14 protein-coding genes are annotated in these 14,248 nt (G+C 70.9%); 7 read left to right on the top strand and 7 right to left on the bottom strand.

All coding sequences use genetic code 11. The features are described from left to right. Positions 1–160: 160 nt before the first annotated feature. Entirely contained in the window at positions 161–1,084 is a 924-nt protein-coding gene (locus tag Ate02nite_RS19460; protein WP_203807703.1) for a LysR family transcriptional regulator, read from the bottom strand. 144 nt (positions 1,085–1,228) lie between these two features. Here Ate02nite_RS19460 and Ate02nite_RS19455 point away from each other — a divergent pair, with 144 nt between their 5' ends. From Ate02nite_RS19455 to Ate02nite_RS19445, 3 genes are read left to right on the top strand one after another with little or no spacing between them, the layout of a single operon-like run. Next, a complete protein-coding gene (locus tag Ate02nite_RS19455) occupies positions 1,229–1,876 on the top strand; it encodes a succinate dehydrogenase cytochrome b subunit (RefSeq protein ID WP_275422922.1) in 648 nt (215 codons plus the stop codon). Positions 1,877–1,881: 5 nt separating this feature from the next. Next, positions 1,882–3,822, top strand: a complete 1,941-nt coding sequence (locus Ate02nite_RS19450; RefSeq protein ID WP_203807479.1) for a fumarate reductase/succinate dehydrogenase flavoprotein subunit — start codon at positions 1,882–1,884, stop codon at positions 3,820–3,822. Then, positions 3,822–4,571, top strand: a complete 750-nt coding sequence (locus tag Ate02nite_RS19445) for a succinate dehydrogenase/fumarate reductase iron-sulfur subunit (protein WP_203807477.1) — start codon at positions 3,822–3,824, stop codon at positions 4,569–4,571. The genes Ate02nite_RS19450 and Ate02nite_RS19445 overlap by 1 nt, the downstream gene beginning before the upstream one ends. A gap of 39 nt (positions 4,572–4,610) precedes the next feature. Here the strand turns inward: Ate02nite_RS19445 and Ate02nite_RS19440 are convergent, their stop codons facing one another. Further along, positions 4,611–5,189: a TetR/AcrR family transcriptional regulator gene (locus Ate02nite_RS19440; RefSeq protein WP_203807475.1), complete on the bottom strand. Its 579-nt coding sequence runs from the start codon at positions 5,187–5,189 to the stop codon at positions 4,611–4,613. Between the two features lie 35 nt (positions 5,190–5,224). On the opposite strand from Ate02nite_RS19440, the gene Ate02nite_RS19435 reads away from it, so the two are divergent. Both Ate02nite_RS19435 and Ate02nite_RS19430 read left to right on the top strand, forming a co-directional pair. Further along, entirely contained in the window at positions 5,225–6,610 is a 1,386-nt protein-coding gene (locus tag Ate02nite_RS19435) for an FAD-dependent monooxygenase (protein ID WP_203807473.1), read from the top strand. 15 nt (positions 6,611–6,625) lie between these two features. After that, on the top strand, positions 6,626–7,423 hold the full coding sequence (locus tag Ate02nite_RS19430; protein ID WP_203807471.1) for an SGNH/GDSL hydrolase family protein: 798 nt from the start codon (positions 6,626–6,628) through the stop codon (positions 7,421–7,423). 13 nt (positions 7,424–7,436) lie between these two features. Here the strand turns inward: Ate02nite_RS19430 and Ate02nite_RS19425 are convergent, their stop codons facing one another. After that, positions 7,437–8,618, bottom strand: coding sequence for an MFS transporter (locus tag Ate02nite_RS19425; RefSeq protein WP_203807469.1), 1,182 nt, complete (start codon positions 8,616–8,618; stop codon positions 7,437–7,439). Between the two features lie 60 nt (positions 8,619–8,678). Continuing rightward, the gene (locus Ate02nite_RS19420; protein WP_203807467.1) at positions 8,679–9,164 is read right to left on the bottom strand and encodes a hypothetical protein; all 486 of its coding nucleotides are present in this window, start codon (positions 9,162–9,164) and stop codon (positions 8,679–8,681) included. A 101-nt stretch (positions 9,165–9,265) separates the two neighbouring features. On the opposite strand from Ate02nite_RS19420, the gene Ate02nite_RS19415 reads away from it, so the two are divergent. After that, on the top strand, positions 9,266–10,609 hold the full coding sequence (locus Ate02nite_RS19415) for an MFS transporter (RefSeq protein ID WP_203807465.1): 1,344 nt from the start codon (positions 9,266–9,268) through the stop codon (positions 10,607–10,609). Here Ate02nite_RS19415 and Ate02nite_RS19410 read toward each other — a convergent pair. Further along, positions 10,596–11,294, bottom strand: coding sequence for an SDR family NAD(P)-dependent oxidoreductase (locus Ate02nite_RS19410; protein WP_203807463.1), 699 nt, complete (start codon positions 11,292–11,294; stop codon positions 10,596–10,598). The two genes, Ate02nite_RS19415 and Ate02nite_RS19410, sit on opposite strands and share 14 nt — an antisense overlap. 98 nt (positions 11,295–11,392) lie before the next feature. On the opposite strand from Ate02nite_RS19410, the gene Ate02nite_RS19405 reads away from it, so the two are divergent. Further along, a complete protein-coding gene (locus tag Ate02nite_RS19405; RefSeq protein WP_239147521.1) occupies positions 11,393–12,268 on the top strand; it encodes a helix-turn-helix domain-containing protein in 876 nt (291 codons plus the stop codon). Here Ate02nite_RS19405 and Ate02nite_RS19400 read toward each other — a convergent pair. Together Ate02nite_RS19400 and Ate02nite_RS19395 are read right to left on the bottom strand one after the other, a co-directional pair. After that, positions 12,237–13,391 carry a PP2C family protein-serine/threonine phosphatase gene (locus tag Ate02nite_RS19400; protein WP_203807459.1) on the bottom strand — a complete coding sequence of 385 codons (1,155 nt, stop codon included), beginning with the start codon at positions 13,389–13,391 and terminating at the stop codon, positions 12,237–12,239. The genes Ate02nite_RS19405 and Ate02nite_RS19400 overlap by 32 nt on opposite strands. Before the next feature lie 109 nt (positions 13,392–13,500). Then, complete coding sequence (locus Ate02nite_RS19395) at positions 13,501–14,214, bottom strand: CTP synthase C-terminal region-related (seleno)protein (RefSeq protein ID WP_203807457.1); 714 nt, start codon at positions 14,212–14,214, stop codon at positions 13,501–13,503. Between the last annotated feature and the right edge of the window lie 34 nt (positions 14,215–14,248).

The following is a 14,248-nucleotide window of genomic DNA, read 5'->3' as shown; positions in this document are numbered from 1 at the left end:
GCACCGTCGCAAAAGGACACAGAATGGCGACGCCACCCCAAAAGATCGTGGCCCAGCCATCGATGATCGAAATACCGCGAACGCACCCGGTAGCGCCCTAGGTTCCCCCCGGCAACTGATCGTCAACGGCAGGGTCGCACTGGCGAAACGGGACGCGCTTCTAGAGTGGGCGTACGCCGGAGGGCAGCTCTTCCGTAGCCACGTGCGCGAGCAACGTCGTACGCAGCGCCTCTGCTGCATGAGGAAGCACTGAGCGTTTGCGGTGGGCCAAAGCTATCGTCCGGCGCATGCCGGGGGGCGCCAGCGGCGTCGCTCGCAGCATGGGGCGGTTGGCCAGCACCATGCTTGGGACCAGGGCCACGCCCAAGCCGGCCTCCACGAAGGCCAGCACCGCGTCCATCTCGCCGCCCTCCACCGCGAACTTCGGGGTGAAACCCGCCTGGCGGCAGGCCTCCAGGGTGACCCCTCGGATGTCGTAGCCGGCCCGGAACATGACCAGCGGGGTGTGCTCCAGCTCGGAGAGGGCTATCTGGCCGTGCGTGGTGGGGGGCGGGCGGTCGAAGGCCGACGCCACCACCAGGCTCTCGCGGAGCACGGGGGTGGTGGTCAGGGCCTCGTCCACGCCGCCGTCGGGCTGCACGATCAGGGCCAGGTCCAGCGTGTGGGCCAGGAGGTTCTCGATCAGGTCCTGGGAGCTGCCCTCGTTCACGTACAGCTGGATGTCGGGGTGTCCGGCTCGGAAGGTGCGCAGCACCTCGGGGACCAGCGAGGAGCAGAGGCTGGGGGTCGCGCCCAGGCGTACGTCTCCTCGGCGCAGGCCGACGATGTCCTGGACCGCCTCGCGGGCGGCGTCGGCGTCCGCCACCATGCGCTGGGCCATCGGCAGCAGGGTCTCGCCGGCCACCGTCAGGGTGGCGGCGCCCCGGATGCGTTCGAAGAGCGGCGCGCCGAGGCTCTGTTCCAGCGTGTGAATCTGCTTACTTAACGTTGGCTGAGAGACGCCCAGATTGTCAGCTGCTTGGGTGAAATGTCGGGTTTCTACGACTGCCAAGAAGTAACGAAGCTGCTGGAGCTGCACTTCGATAGCCTATCTCTATCGTTACCTACCCGATCATGCATTAGACGAATGGGCCAGGGACTTCATACCGTCATTCCTGTGGCGGTAGACACGAAAGTTCCCCAGGCGGCGGTCGCGCCTTCGCGCAGCAAGAAACGGACCTCGTCCGTTCTGCTGAAGATCATCATGGCCGTGACCGGCATCATGCTGATCCTGTTCCTGTACCTGCACATGATCGGCAACCTGAAGATCTTCTTCGGGGAGGAAGCCTTCGATCACTACGCGCACTGGCTGCGGACCATCGCCACGCCGCTGCTGCCCAAGACCTGGTTCCTGTGGATCCAGCGGGGTGGCCTGACCGTCGCGGTGATCGCGCACATCGCCTCGGCGGTGATCCTGGCTCGCCGGGCCTCGGCGGCCCGGCCGGTCAAGTACGTGCACCGGCCCAAGGTGCAGGGCAGCTACGCGGCCCGCACGATGCGCTGGGGCGGCGTGATCGTGCTGCTCTTCGTGATCTTCCACATCCTCGACCTGACCACCGGCACGCTCAACCCGGTCGGGGACAAGGCTCACCCGTACGCGAACGTGGTCGCCGACTTCGCGCTCGACCGCTGGTACGTAACGCTGTTCTACACACTCGCGATCGTGGCGGTCGGCTTCCACCTGCGGCACGGCATCTTCAGCGCCGTACGCACCCTGGGTCAGCAGACCGCCCGCGGTGAGCGGATCGCCCGGGCCTCCGCCCTGGTCCTCTCGGTTGTTCTGGTCGTCGGTTACCTGAGCGTGCCGTTCGCGGTCATGACCGGATTGGTGGATTGATTCAGATGACTGACTTCTGGAACGACGGCGACCCGATCGCCGACACCGCCGCCCCGGACGGGCCGATCGAGACCCGCTGGGAGCGCCGTAAGTTCTCCGCCAAGCTGGTCAACCCGGCCAACCGCCGCAAGCTCACGGTGATCGTGGTCGGCACCGGCCTGGCCGGCGGCTCGGCCGCGGCGACCCTGGCCGAGGCCGGTTACCACGTCAAGTCGTACTGCTACCAGGACAGCCCGCGCCGGGCGCACTCGATCGCGGCGCAGGGTGGCATCAACGCGGCCAAGAACTACCGCAACGACGGCGACTCGATCTACCGGCTGTTCTACGACACCGTCAAGGGTGGCGACTTCCGCGCCCGCGAGTCGAACGTGTACCGGCTGGCCAGCGTGTCGGTGAACATCATCGACCAGTGCGTGGCCCAGGGCGTGCCGTTCGCCCGCGAGTACGGCGGCCTGCTGGACAACCGCTCGTTCGGCGGCACCCAGGTGTCCCGCACGTTCTACGCCCGGGGCCAAACCGGTCAGCAGCTGCTGCTCGGCGCCTACCAGGCGGTGGAGCGGCAGGTCGGCCTCGGCAACATCGAGATGAACACCCGGCACGAGATGCTCGAGCTGATCGTGGTGGACGGCAAGGCCCGCGGCATCGTCGTACGGGACATGGTCACCGGCGAGATCACCACCGAGATGGCCGACGCGGTCGTGCTGGCCTCCGGCGGTTACGGCAACGTCTTCTTCCTCTCCACCAACGCCAAGGGCTGCAACGTCACCGCCTCGTGGCGGGCGCACCGCAAGGGCGCGCTGTTCGCGAACCCCTGCTACACCCAGATCCACCCGACCTGCATCCCCGAGTCGGGCACCCACCAGAGCAAGCTCACCCTGATGAGCGAGTCGCTGCGCAACGACGGCCGGGTGTGGGTGCCGCTCGCCGCCGGGGATTCCAGAAAACCGGGCGACATCCCCGAGGAGGACCGCGACTACTACCTCGAGCGGATCTACCCGGCCTTCGGCAACCTGGTGCCGCGCGACATCGCGTCCCGGGCCGCCAAGAACGTCTGCGACGAGGGCCGCGGCGTCGGCCCCGGCGGGCTGGGTGTCTACCTGGACTTCGCGGACGCGATCGCGCGGCTCGGCCAGAAGGCGGTCGAGGCCAAGTACGGCAACCTGTTCGAGATGTACCAGCGGATCACCGGCGAGGATCCTTATAAAACGCCGATGCGGATCTACCCGGCGGTGCACTACACGATGGGTGGCCTGTGGGTCGACTACGACCTGCAGTCGACGATCCCGGGTCTGTTCGTGGTGGGTGAGGCCAACTTCTCCGACCACGGCGCCAACCGGCTCGGCGCGTCCGCGCTGATGCAGGGTCTCGGCGACGGCTACTTCGTGCTGCCCACCACGCTCGGCAACTACCTGGCGAGCGGGCCGTACGAGAAGATCTCCGAGGATCACGAGGAGGTCGTCGCCGCCCGCACCGCGGTCGAGGAGCGCCTCAACAAGTTCCTCTCCATCGACGGCGACCGCACGGTCGACTCCTTCCACCGCGAGCTCGGCCACATCATGTGGGAGTACTGCGGGATGGAGCGCACCGAGGAGGGCCTGACCAAGGCCATCGGCCTGATCCGGGCGCTGAAGGACGAGTTCTGGCAGCGGGTCAAGGTGCCGGGCACCGGCGAGCAGCTCAACCAGAACCTGGAGAAGGCCGGCCGGGTGGCCGACTTCTTCGAGCTGGGCGAGCTGATGTGCATCGACGCGCTGCACCGCCGGGAGTCCTGCGGCGGCCACTTCCGGGCCGAGTCGCAGACCCCGGACGGCGAGGCGCTGCGCCACGACGACGAGTTCGCGTACGCGGCGGCCTGGGAGTACTTCGGCGCCGACCAGAAGCCCACCCTGCACAAGGAACAGCTCGAATTCGAGTACGTCCACCCGAGCACCCGGAGCTACAAGTAATGGACATCCAGGTTCGCGTGTGGCGCCAGACCGACTCGTCCGACAAGGGCCGGATGGTGACCTACGACGTCAAGGACATCTCCCCCGACGCATCCTTCCTGGAGATGCTCGACGTCCTGAACGAGAAGCTGATCCTCGACGGCGACGACCCGGTCGCGTTCGACCACGACTGCCGTGAGGGCATCTGCGGCGCGTGCAGCATGGTCATCGACGGCGTGGCGCACGGCCCCGAGCGGGCCACCACGACCTGCCAGCTGCACATGCGGCACTTCAAGAACGGCGACGTGATCGACGTCGAGCCGTGGCGGGCCGCCGCCTTCCCGGTCATCAAGGACCTGGTGGTGGACCGCAGCGCGTTCGACCGGATCATCCAGGCCGGTGGGTACATCACCGCGCCGACCGGGGCCGCCCCCGAGGCGCACTCGACGCCGGTGCCGAAGAAGGACGCCGACCTGGCGTTCGAGGCGGCCACCTGCATCGGCTGCGGCGCCTGCGTCGCGGCCTGCCCGAACGGTTCGGCGATGCTGTTCACCGCGGCCAAGGTGGCCCACCTGGGCCTGGTGCCGCAGGGCCAGCCGGAACGGGACACCCGGGTGCTGGACATGCTGCAGGCGCAGGACGACGCCGGCTTCGGCGGCTGCACCAACGCCGGCGAGTGCACCACGGTCTGCCCGAAGGGCATTCCGCTGACTCTGATCGGCCGCCTGAACAGCGATTACCGCAAGGCACTGCGCAACAGCAACAGTTGATCTCCGGTCCGGGCACAACGGCGTGCCCGGTCCGGCCAATCACCTGCCGCCGATGCCCCCGTAGATGAACGAGGTCAGCGTCTCGATGGCCTCGTCATCCGGCAGCTTCGACATCCACTCCGCCGCGAATCCCGACACCAGCGTCCCGAAGATCGACGCGATGACGAGCGGCTCCCCCGGCAGGTCGAGCTTCGCCAGGTGCGCGGCGATGTGCCCGCGATCGGGCTCCATCATCGACTGAACGACCCGCTCGAACTCCGGGTCGACGATCGCCGCCTGCCGCAGCGCCTCCATCACCACGTGATGCCGCCGGTAGAAGCCCCAGAACGCGGCCACGTGATAGCGGACCGCGGCCCGGTCGCGGAAATCCTCGCCGTGCCCCGGCGCCGCCGCCGACTCGTCCCCCTCGAGCAGCAGGTCGGCCAACAACGCTTCGAGCAGCTTCTCCTTGCTCGCGAAGTGCTGGTAGAACGACCCGGTCGCCCGGCCCGCCTCGGCGGTGATGTCGGTGATCTTGGCGTTGAGGTAGCCGACCCGCCCGAACACCCGGATCGCCGCGGCCTTCAGCTCCACCTCGGTCTGCGCCGCCCGCAGCTTGCGCACACCCGTCTCCGCCATTGACGCAGAATATCAACCTGCCGTACGGTGAATCCATGTTCACTGAATCTGGATTCATCATGATCGCCGGCGCCGGACCCACCGGCCTCACCCTGGCCCGCGAACTCCAGCGCCGCGGCGTCCCGTTCCGCATCGTCGAGAAGGAGACGACGCCGTTCACCGGCTCCCGGGGCAAGGGCTTGCAGCCCCGCACCCAGGAGATCCTCGACGACCTGGGCCTGATAACCGACTTCCGGAAGTACGGCGGGGACTACCCGGAACTGCTCATCCACCTGCCCGGCGGCGCCTCGATGCGGCAGCGGATGGATGAACTGCACGACCCGACACCCCAGGTGCCGTACCCGAATCTGCTGATGGTTCCGCAGTGGCGCACCTCGTCCCTGCTCGCCGACGGCGTCCCGATCGAGTACGGCACCGGCCTGACGTCGTTCACCCAGGACGAAGCCGGCGTGCACGTCACTCTGGACACCGGCGAGACCGTCACCTGCCGTTACCTGGTCGGCGCTGACGGCGGCCGCAGCACCGTCCGGCAGCAGCTCGGCGTGCCGTTCGAGGGCGAGACCCACGAGACCGAGCGGCTGCTCATCGCCGATGTCCGGATCGACGGCCTGGACCGCGACAACTGGCACATCTGGCCCGGCGCCGACGCCAGATCGTTCCGGCTCGGCCTGTGCCCGCTCCCCGGCACCGACGATTTCCAGCTCACCGCCCCGCCCACCGACCAGTCCGTCGAGGACCTGGTCGCCTCGGTCGACCCGTCACTCACGGTCACCCACATCGGCTGGACATCGCATTTCCGGGCCAACATCCGGATGGTCGCCCGCTACCGGGTCGGGAACGTCTTCCTGGCCGGCGACGCCGCCCACGTCCATTCCCCGGCCGGCGGCCAGGGCCTGAACACCGGCATCCAGGACGCTTGGAACCTGGGCTGGAAACTCGCGGTCGGCGACGATCAACTGCTGCAGACGTACGAGACGGAACGCCTGCCCGTCGCGGCCGGCGTGCTGGGCATCAGCACCCGCCTGCACCAGCGTCACGTCGACGGCGAGGACGACGCGATGCGCCGCGACGATCCGGTCCTGCGCCAGCTGTCCCTCACCTACCGGGGCGGTCCGCTGGCCGCCGAACATCGCGCGACGCCGGGTCCGGTCCGGGCCGGCGACCGCGCGCCCGACGGCCTGCTGCCCGACGGTCGCCGCGTCTTCGACCTGCTGCGCGGCCCGCACGCCACCCTGCTGGCCTTCGGCTGGGACGGCGACCTGCCCTTCGACCCGGCCCACCGGATCTCCGATCCAGAGACGATCAAGGCCTATGCCGTACGGGAACCGACGCTCTTCCTGGTACGCCCGGACGGCTACCTGGGATGCGCGACCACCGACCCGGCCGACATCACCGCCTACCGCACCCTGATCGGCCAGTAGCGCGTTGATCAACTTGTGAGACTGTTCCGGCCGCGTACCGTCGCCGCCCTCGCGCTCGTCCTGTCCCTGGTGGTCGACCCGGCGTGCGCCATGGCCGGCCGCGCGGAGCTGCGCTATGTCGCGCTGGGTGACTCGTACTCCGCCGGGGTGGGCAGTGCGGGCAGTGAGAGTGGGGGCGGCTGCCGGCGCAACACCAACTCCTACCCGGCGCGGTGGGCGAAAGCCCACCCCGGTTATGACGCCGTGCTGGCCGCGTGCGCCGGAGCCGGCACCGAGACCGTCCGGCGAAGCCAGCTGTCGTCGCTGACCGCGGCGACCACGCTGGTCACCCTGACAGCCGGCGGCAACGACGTCGGCTTCGCCGGCACCATGACGGTCTGTGTCGTGGACCCCCGCCCGGCCCCGTGCCTGACCGGCGCGGCGCAGGGCGGCAAACTGGCCCGGACAGTGCTGCCCGGCCGGCTGCGGCAGCTCTACCGGGAGATCCGCGGCCGGTCCCCGGAGGCGTCGGTGCTGGTACTCGGCTATCCCCGCTTCTTCCACACCGGACGGTTGGGCTGCAGCCTGCTGACCACCCCGGAGCGCGAGGCCATCAACGACACCATCGACGCCCTGAACCAGGTGATCGAGACCGAGGCGACCGCGGCCGGCTTCCGCTACGTGGATGTGCGCCCGCTGTTCGCCGGCCACGGCGCCTGCGCGGCGACCCCGTGGCTGAACGCCGTGACGTTCCCACCCGGCAACTCTTTCCACCCCAACGACGCCGGCCAGCGCGACGGCTACCTGGCCGCAATGAACGCCGAACTCCGCTGACCAGCTTGAGCCACTAGCTGGCGGTCGCCGCTGCGGGGCGGCGGCCGCCGGCGAGTGTCAGCAGCGCTACCGGCAGGATCAGGGCGGCGGCGGTCAGCAGCGGCACGCTGGGTCCGAGTTGGACGGCCGCCGCGCCGAGCGGGATCGCCACCGCGACCGGCCCGAACATGACCGTGGTGGAGGTCGCGCCGACCCGGCCGAGCAGGTGGTCCGGGGTTTCGGTCTGGACCGCGGTCATCCCCGCGATCAGCGCCCAGACCAGGCCGATCCCGCCCAGCACGCTGCCCGCGATCATCGACGGCCACCAGGGCAGCGACGAGGCCAGGCAGCCGGCGGCGAAGACCAGCGCACCCACCGCCGCGATAACGGCCGGGCCTCGGCGGGCCAGCAGGCGCCCGGCCAGCATCCCGCTCACGATGGATCCCGCGCCCTGCGCCGCCGAGAGAACCCCGAGCCGGGTGGCCGGCAGATGCAGTCCGTGCACGACCTGCGCGAGGATCCCCGCGTTGGTGAGGCCGGAGAGCCCGATGGCCACCGCCGCGACAAGCACCGGCACCCGCACCGCCGGATTCCCGAACAGCGCCCGCAGCCCTTCCCGGATCTCCCCGCGCCGGGAACGCACTGCCACCTCCGGGTGCGTTGTGGGCGGTCGTAGCCGGACCAAGGCGTAGCAGGCGGCGGTCAGCAGGGGCATCGCGGCGGCCAGCAGCACCACCGGGGTCGGGCCCGCCCAGGCGTAGAGGCCGGCGCCGGCCAGTGGGGCCACCAGCTTCATGCCCTCCTGGGCGCTGGTGCGCCAGCCGTTGACATCGCCGAGGCGGCCCGGTGGCAGGGCGGACGGCAGGATGGCCGTCTCGCCCGCGTCGATCAGCACGTAGCTGACGCCGCGGGCCAGCAGCACCGCGTAGATCAGCCAGGCTTCGCGGGCCGACGTGACCGTGAGCAGGGTCAGCATGATCGCGGCGAGCAGCAGGTCGGTCCAGATCATCAGGGGGCGGCGGGGCAGGCGGTCGACCAGCGCGCCCAGCCACGGTGCGGCCAGCGTCGGCGCGTAGACGCACAGGCCGGTCAGGGCCGCGATGCCCGGCGAGCCGGTCAGGTCGAAGACCCAGATGCCGGCGGACAGGGTCATCGCGGTGCTGCCGAACCCGGACACCAGGGAGATCACGACAAACAGGACAGCGTTCCGTCGCACCGCACGACCTCCCGAGAATGAGCCGACCGGGTTCATCCTCAAGACTTGAGCGGCAATCTGTCAACCCTGCGGCGACGCGGCCTCCACGGCGGCCCGGAGCCGGGCGATCGCGGCCCGGGTCGGCCCCGGCAGGGCCGGCTCGGCCTCGGCGAGATCACTCAAAGCGGCATCGACAAGCGAATACAGCCCTCCGCCCGGCGCTTCGGGGGCGGCTGCGAGGGTCTCCCGCACGAGGGCGGCCCGGACGAACCGGCGATCCCATCGCCGGTCGGCGCCGATGCGGCGATGCAGCTCCACGGCGGCGGCGCGCAGGTCGGAGAGCTTTTCGCCGTACGCCCGGTCGAGGTCTCGTCGCACCGGCCGCAAGGTCGCCGCCAAGCGCAATCGCCGCTGCTCCGCCGCCTGCCGGCTGGTCAGCCCGAGCGCCTCGGCGATCTCCGCCCAGGTGGCGCCGGCCCGGCGGGCCCGGTCGATCAGCGCGAGCTCGTCGGCCTCCAGGCTCGCCCGCCGCTCCGGAATCGCCCGCAACTCACTCAGCTCGACCACGTTGGCCAGCCTAACAGTTGTCAATGCAAAATTGACAACCAGCGGCCGCTGTTGTCTTGATAAAGTCCGGTCAGTCGCCCGGTCCCACCTTGGTCCGGGCCGTGCATTTCTTCCGCCCGGCGATCGGGGTGGCGGCGCGGGCGTGTGTCCCGTCCGGCCGCAACCTGAGAGCGTCCCGGTCGGGCCACGGGTCGCGCCTCTTCACCGGCACCGGCGACCCCGGGTGGTCCGCGTCGTCCGGCGGCGACGAGGGACTCATGCCGTCCGCGTACCTTCCGTTGTTGCGCACCCCGGGTGCCGCCGCTTTCTTCCTCTCCGCCGCCGCCGGTCGGGTCGGCATCGCCATGACCGGCCTCGGCCTCATCTGGTTGGTGCATGCCCGCACCGGCTCCTACGGGACGGCGGGCCTGGCCACCGCCGGGTTCGCGGTCACCGAAGCCCTGCTCGGGCCGTACCTGGCCCGCCTGATCGACCGGTTCGGCCAGCCGCGAGTCCTGCCGTTCGCCCTGGTCGCGCACGGCGCCGCGATCGCGGCCGTGCTGGCCGCCCGCACCCCGGCCGCGATGATCGTCGCGGCCACCTGCGCCGGCGCGGCCGTGCCCCAGCTCGGCGCGCTAACCGCGGCCCGCTGGGCCCACCTGCTGCGCCCCAACGAGGCCAACCAGACCAAGCCGGCCGACCGGGCCGGTGAGCTGGCTACCGCCTTCTCGTTGGAGTCGCTGGCCAACGCCACCGCGTTTCTGCTCGGGCCGGTCCTGGTCGCGGGGCTCGGCGCGGCCGGCAACCCGGCCGTGGCCAGCGCGATCGCCGCGGCCCTGATCCTGATCGGCGGCGGGACCCTGGCCGCCCAGCACCGCACCGCCCCGCCCCCTCGAAAAGCGGGCACCGGCGGCGGGCCGCCGGCCTTCGTGCCTCTCCTCGGCGGCCTGCACCTGGCCGTCGGGGTCTACTTCGGCACGCTCAGCGTCGCGATCACTGCCTTCGCGGTCGGTCAGGGCACGCCCGGGGCCGCCGCGCCGATCATCCTGGCCGCGAGTCTGGGCGGGCTGCTGTCCGGCTGGTTCTACGGGCGGCGCCGGCGCCGCGCCCCGGTGACCGTCCAGCTCGTCGCCGTCACCGCCTATCTGACCGGCACGGCCCTGCTGCTGCCGGTCGCGCCGTCGCCGGTCTGGCTCGGCGCGGCCGCGGTGCTGACCGAGGCGGCGGTGCCGCCCACGCTGGTCCTGCTGGCCGTCCTGACCGAGCGGTCGGTCCGGCCGGCGGTCCTCACCGAGGCGTTCACCTGGAACAACTCGAGCACCGCGGCCGGTTCGGCGATCGCTGCCGCGCTGGCCGGCCGCCTCGCCGACAGCGCGGGCACCTCCGCCGCGTTCGCCCTGGCTCCCGCGGCCGGCCTCGCGCTGCTGGCTCTCGCCCTCGCTGCGGGCCGGGTCAGGACCAGGTGATTTCGCCGTCTCGGTCCAGGAAGCGGCCGGAGCCGTGGCCTGGGCCCTCGGTGGCCAGGGTGACTACCGCGTCGGTGCCCTCGGTTACGGTCTGGGGGCCGGAGTTGCCGTTGAAGTCGGTCGCCGTGTAACCCGGGTCGGCCGCGTTGATCCGGATGTCCGGCAACGCCTTGGCGTACTGGGTGGTCAGCATGGTCAGCGCGGCCTTCGAGGACGTGTAGGGCGCGGCGATCACCTTGGACTCGGCGCGGGCCGGGTCGTGGGTGGCGGCCAGGGAGCCCATCGAGCTGCTCACGTTGATGATTACCGGGTCGGCCGAGCGCCGCAGGAGCGGCAGGAACGCGGTGCTGGCCCGCACCACGCCGACCACGTTGACGTCCAGCACGCCGAGGACCTCAGCGGCGGTCAGGGTGCTCGGGTCGCCCATCGGGCCGTGGACACCGGCGTTGTTGATCAGCACGTCGATCCGGCCTTCGTGCTGTTCGACGTCGGCAGCCGCCGCAGTGACCGAGTCGTCGTCGGTCACGTCAATACGAACGAAACGAGCGCCCAATGAAGATGCCGCGGCGCGGCCGGCCTGCTCGTCGCGGGCCCCCAGCAGCACGGTGTGGCCCTGTTCGATGAGGCGGCGGGCGGTCTCGCGGCCGAGGCCCTTGTTGGCCCCGGTGATGAAGGTGATCGTCATGCGTCCATCGTCGGCGCGGTGGACGCAGTCATCCAGAGAACATCGTTACCACCCTCGGGCCGCGACTCCGAGCGAGAATCGCTGCCATGGAACTCGGCGTGACTCTGCGAGCTTGGCGCGATCGGCTCTCCCCGGCGGCGGCCGGTCTGCCCGCGGGGCGTGCGCGGCGAGCGGTCGGGCTGCGCCGGGAGGAGCTCGCCGACCTGGCCGGCATTTCGGTGGACTACGTCGTACGGCTGGAGCAGGGTCGATTTTCCTCGCCGTCGGCGCAGGTGGTGGCCGCGCTGGCGCGGGCGTTGCAGCTCAGCGTGGCCGAGCGCGACCATCTCTACCGGCTGGCCGGTCTGGTGCCGCCGGCCGGCGGCGAGATCTCCGAGCACATCCCGCCCGGCCTGCGGCGGGCCCTCAACCGGCTCGGGGACGCGGCCGTCGCCGTGTTCGCCGCCGACTGGCAGGTCATCTGGTGGAACCGGGGCTGGGCCGCGCTGCTCGGCGATCCGTCGACGGTGCCGGTGCCGCTGCGCAACTTCGCCCGCGACACCTTCCCGGTCGGCGACGACGGGCCGGGGATGTCGCAGTGGCCGGTCGTCTCGCACGCCCACCACGAGGTGGAGGCGGCGATCGTGTCCGACCTGCGGCAGGCCACCGGCCGCTTCCCGGGCAACCCGCGCCTGACCCGGCTGATCCGGTCGCTCACCGACGGCAACCCACGGTTCGCCGAGCTGTGGTCGGCCGGCGCGGTCGGCACGCATCGCGAGGACCACAAGGTCGTCGAGCACCCGGCGGTGGGGCCGATCGAGGTCGACTGCGACGTGATGTCCGACGCCGACCTGAAGGTCGTGATTCTCACCGTGGTGCCGGGCACCGAGGACGAATCCAAGTTCCGGCTGGCGCTGGTGGCCGGACAACCCGCCGGACAACCCGCCGGACAACCCGCCGGGCTCAGTGCCGCCACTGGAGCATCGCGGCGGTAGCGTCGTCGCGGAGCTCGCCCTCCTCGTACGTCACGATGGCCTGAATCAGCCGGCGCATGATCTCCGGGGCCGTCAGGCCCCCCTTCAACAGAGTGATCATGAAGTCGGCCAGCCGGTCGGGGCCGAACAGCGTGCCGGACGCGTCCCGGGCCTCGGTGATCCCGTCGGTGTAGAGGATCAGCGTGTCGCCCGGTTCGAGCTGCTGCTCGACAATGCCGGGGGCGCGGCCCAGCATGTGGCCGAGGCCGAGCGGCAGGGTCGTCGGGGTGCGCAGCGGGGGCAGTTGGCGGCCGTCGCGCAGCAGCAGCTCGGCCGGGTGGCCGGCGCTGATCCGCCGGTAGTGGCCGGTGGCGGTGTCGAGCTCGACGAGCAGGGCGGTGACGAAACTGCCCGGGTACTGCGCGTTGATCCACTTGTCGATCGAGCGGCAGGTGTCGGCGAGCGACAGCCCGGACCGGCGGGCGTTGCGGTAGGTGTTGAGGGTCAGCGTGGTGAGGGCGCTGGCGCTGATGCCGTGCCCCACCGTGTCGAACAGCCCGACGTGCAGCACGTCGCCGTTGACCGCGTAGTCGAACGCGTCCCCGCCGACGTCGTAACAGGGTTCCAGCACCGCGGTCACCACGGTGCCGTCGACCGCGCAGGTGAGCGGCGGCAGCTGGTTCCAGATGATCTCGGCGGCCAGCTGCATGGGCAGCCGGCGCCGGGTGTGCTCGACCGCGTCGCCGTAGAAGCGGCGGCTCGCGATCAGCTCGGCGACCAGGGCCGCGATCACGTCGAGGTCGCGCCGGGCGTCGGCCCCCGGCATCTCCTTGACGCCCAGCCCGAGCACGCCGAGCCGCTCGGCGCCGTGCAGCAGCGGCAGCCAGAGGTAACCGTCGTCGTAGGTCTCGGTCGCGGTGGTGAAGCACCGCCCGGCCGCGGTCGTCTCGACCGGCTGTGATTCCAGGTCGCCGGGCGCGCTGCCGTGCAGCGGGCACAGGGCCAGCTGCCCGTAGTCGATGAGCAGCACGCCCGCCGACTCGGCGTCGAGCAGCGGCGCGGCCCGCGCCAGCACCACGGGCAGATCTTCGGCCCGCCCGTGTCGCAGCGCGAGCAGCCGCCGAACCGCTTCCATCGCAAGCATCGGCTCCATCATCCAGCGGCAACCTCCCGGCCGCTACTCAGCGAGACGGCCTTCACTCAGCGAGATGGCCTTCACTCAGCGAGGCGGCCTTCACTCAGCGAGGCGGCCTTCACTCAGCGAGGCGGCCTTCACTCAGCGAGGCGAGGACCGCGGCGTGGGCGAAACCACGGATCACCGGGTGCACGCCGTCGGTGTGCAGTTCCGGCTGGAAAAGGGTGGCCAGGAAGAACGGGTGGCCGGGCAGCTCGGCCACGCGTACCTCGCCGGAGTCGTCGTGCCCGGAGAAACGCATGCCGTGCGCGGCGAGCCGGTCGATGTAACCGGCCGCGATGCCGTAGCTGCAGTGGTAGCGCTCGACCGTGCGGCTCGCGCCCAGCAGCTCCTCGATGCGCGAGCCGGGGGCCAGGTTGATCGCGCCCTCGTGCCCGACCAGCGAGCAGGACAGCTCGGCGATCAGCGCGTCGGTGCCGGGGCCCTCGTCGTTCTCGGCGTGCCGGGCGCCGGGCAGGTCACAGACGTTGCGGGCGAACTCCAGCATGGCGTGCTGGAAACCGCCGCAGGTGCCGAGGAACGGAATCCCGGCGGTGCGGGCGGTGTGCGCGGCGGTCACGGCTCCGGCCTCGCTGCGGTACGGGCTGCCGGGCGCCAGCCAGATCCCGGCGAACCCGCGCAGCGCGGCCGGGTCGGCCGCGTCGGGCGACGGGATCCAGTACGCGTCGAGGTCGATCTGCTCCTGCTCACGGAGGGCGTCGAGGATGGCGGGGATGCGCGAATGGGCTCGCACGGCGGGCGACCGGTCGCCGACCAGGGCAATCGAAATCATGCCCCGATGCTGCCCGCCCTGAGACATAAGGTCC

Origin of the sequence: Paractinoplanes tereljensis, from assembly GCF_016862435.1 — a bacterium.
In the GTDB taxonomy this organism is placed as follows: domain Bacteria; phylum Actinomycetota; class Actinomycetes; order Mycobacteriales; family Micromonosporaceae; genus Actinoplanes; species Actinoplanes tereljensis.
The sequence above is the reverse complement of the archived record's forward strand: the minus strand, read 5'-3'. Positions and strand labels throughout refer to the sequence as shown.

Excerpts from the sequence above, each read along its gene's own strand:
- Ate02nite_RS19400 (WP_203807459.1), bottom strand. The coding sequence starts at position 13,391 with ATGCTTGCGATGGAAGCGGTTCGGCGGCTGCTCGCGCTGCGACACGGG.
- Ate02nite_RS19435 (WP_203807473.1), top strand. The coding sequence starts at position 5,225 with ATGTTCACTGAATCTGGATTCATCATGATCGCCGGCGCCGGACCCACC.
- Ate02nite_RS19440 (WP_203807475.1), bottom strand. The coding sequence starts at position 5,189 with ATGGCGGAGACGGGTGTGCGCAAGCTGCGGGCGGCGCAGACCGAGGTG.
- Ate02nite_RS19410 (WP_203807463.1), bottom strand. The coding sequence starts at position 11,294 with ATGACGATCACCTTCATCACCGGGGCCAACAAGGGCCTCGGCCGCGAG.
- Ate02nite_RS19395 (WP_203807457.1), bottom strand. The coding sequence starts at position 14,214 with ATGATTTCGATTGCCCTGGTCGGCGACCGGTCGCCCGCCGTGCGAGCC.
- Ate02nite_RS19445 (WP_203807477.1), top strand. The coding sequence starts at position 3,822 with ATGGACATCCAGGTTCGCGTGTGGCGCCAGACCGACTCGTCCGACAAG.
- Ate02nite_RS19450 (WP_203807479.1), top strand. The coding sequence starts at position 1,882 with ATGACTGACTTCTGGAACGACGGCGACCCGATCGCCGACACCGCCGCC.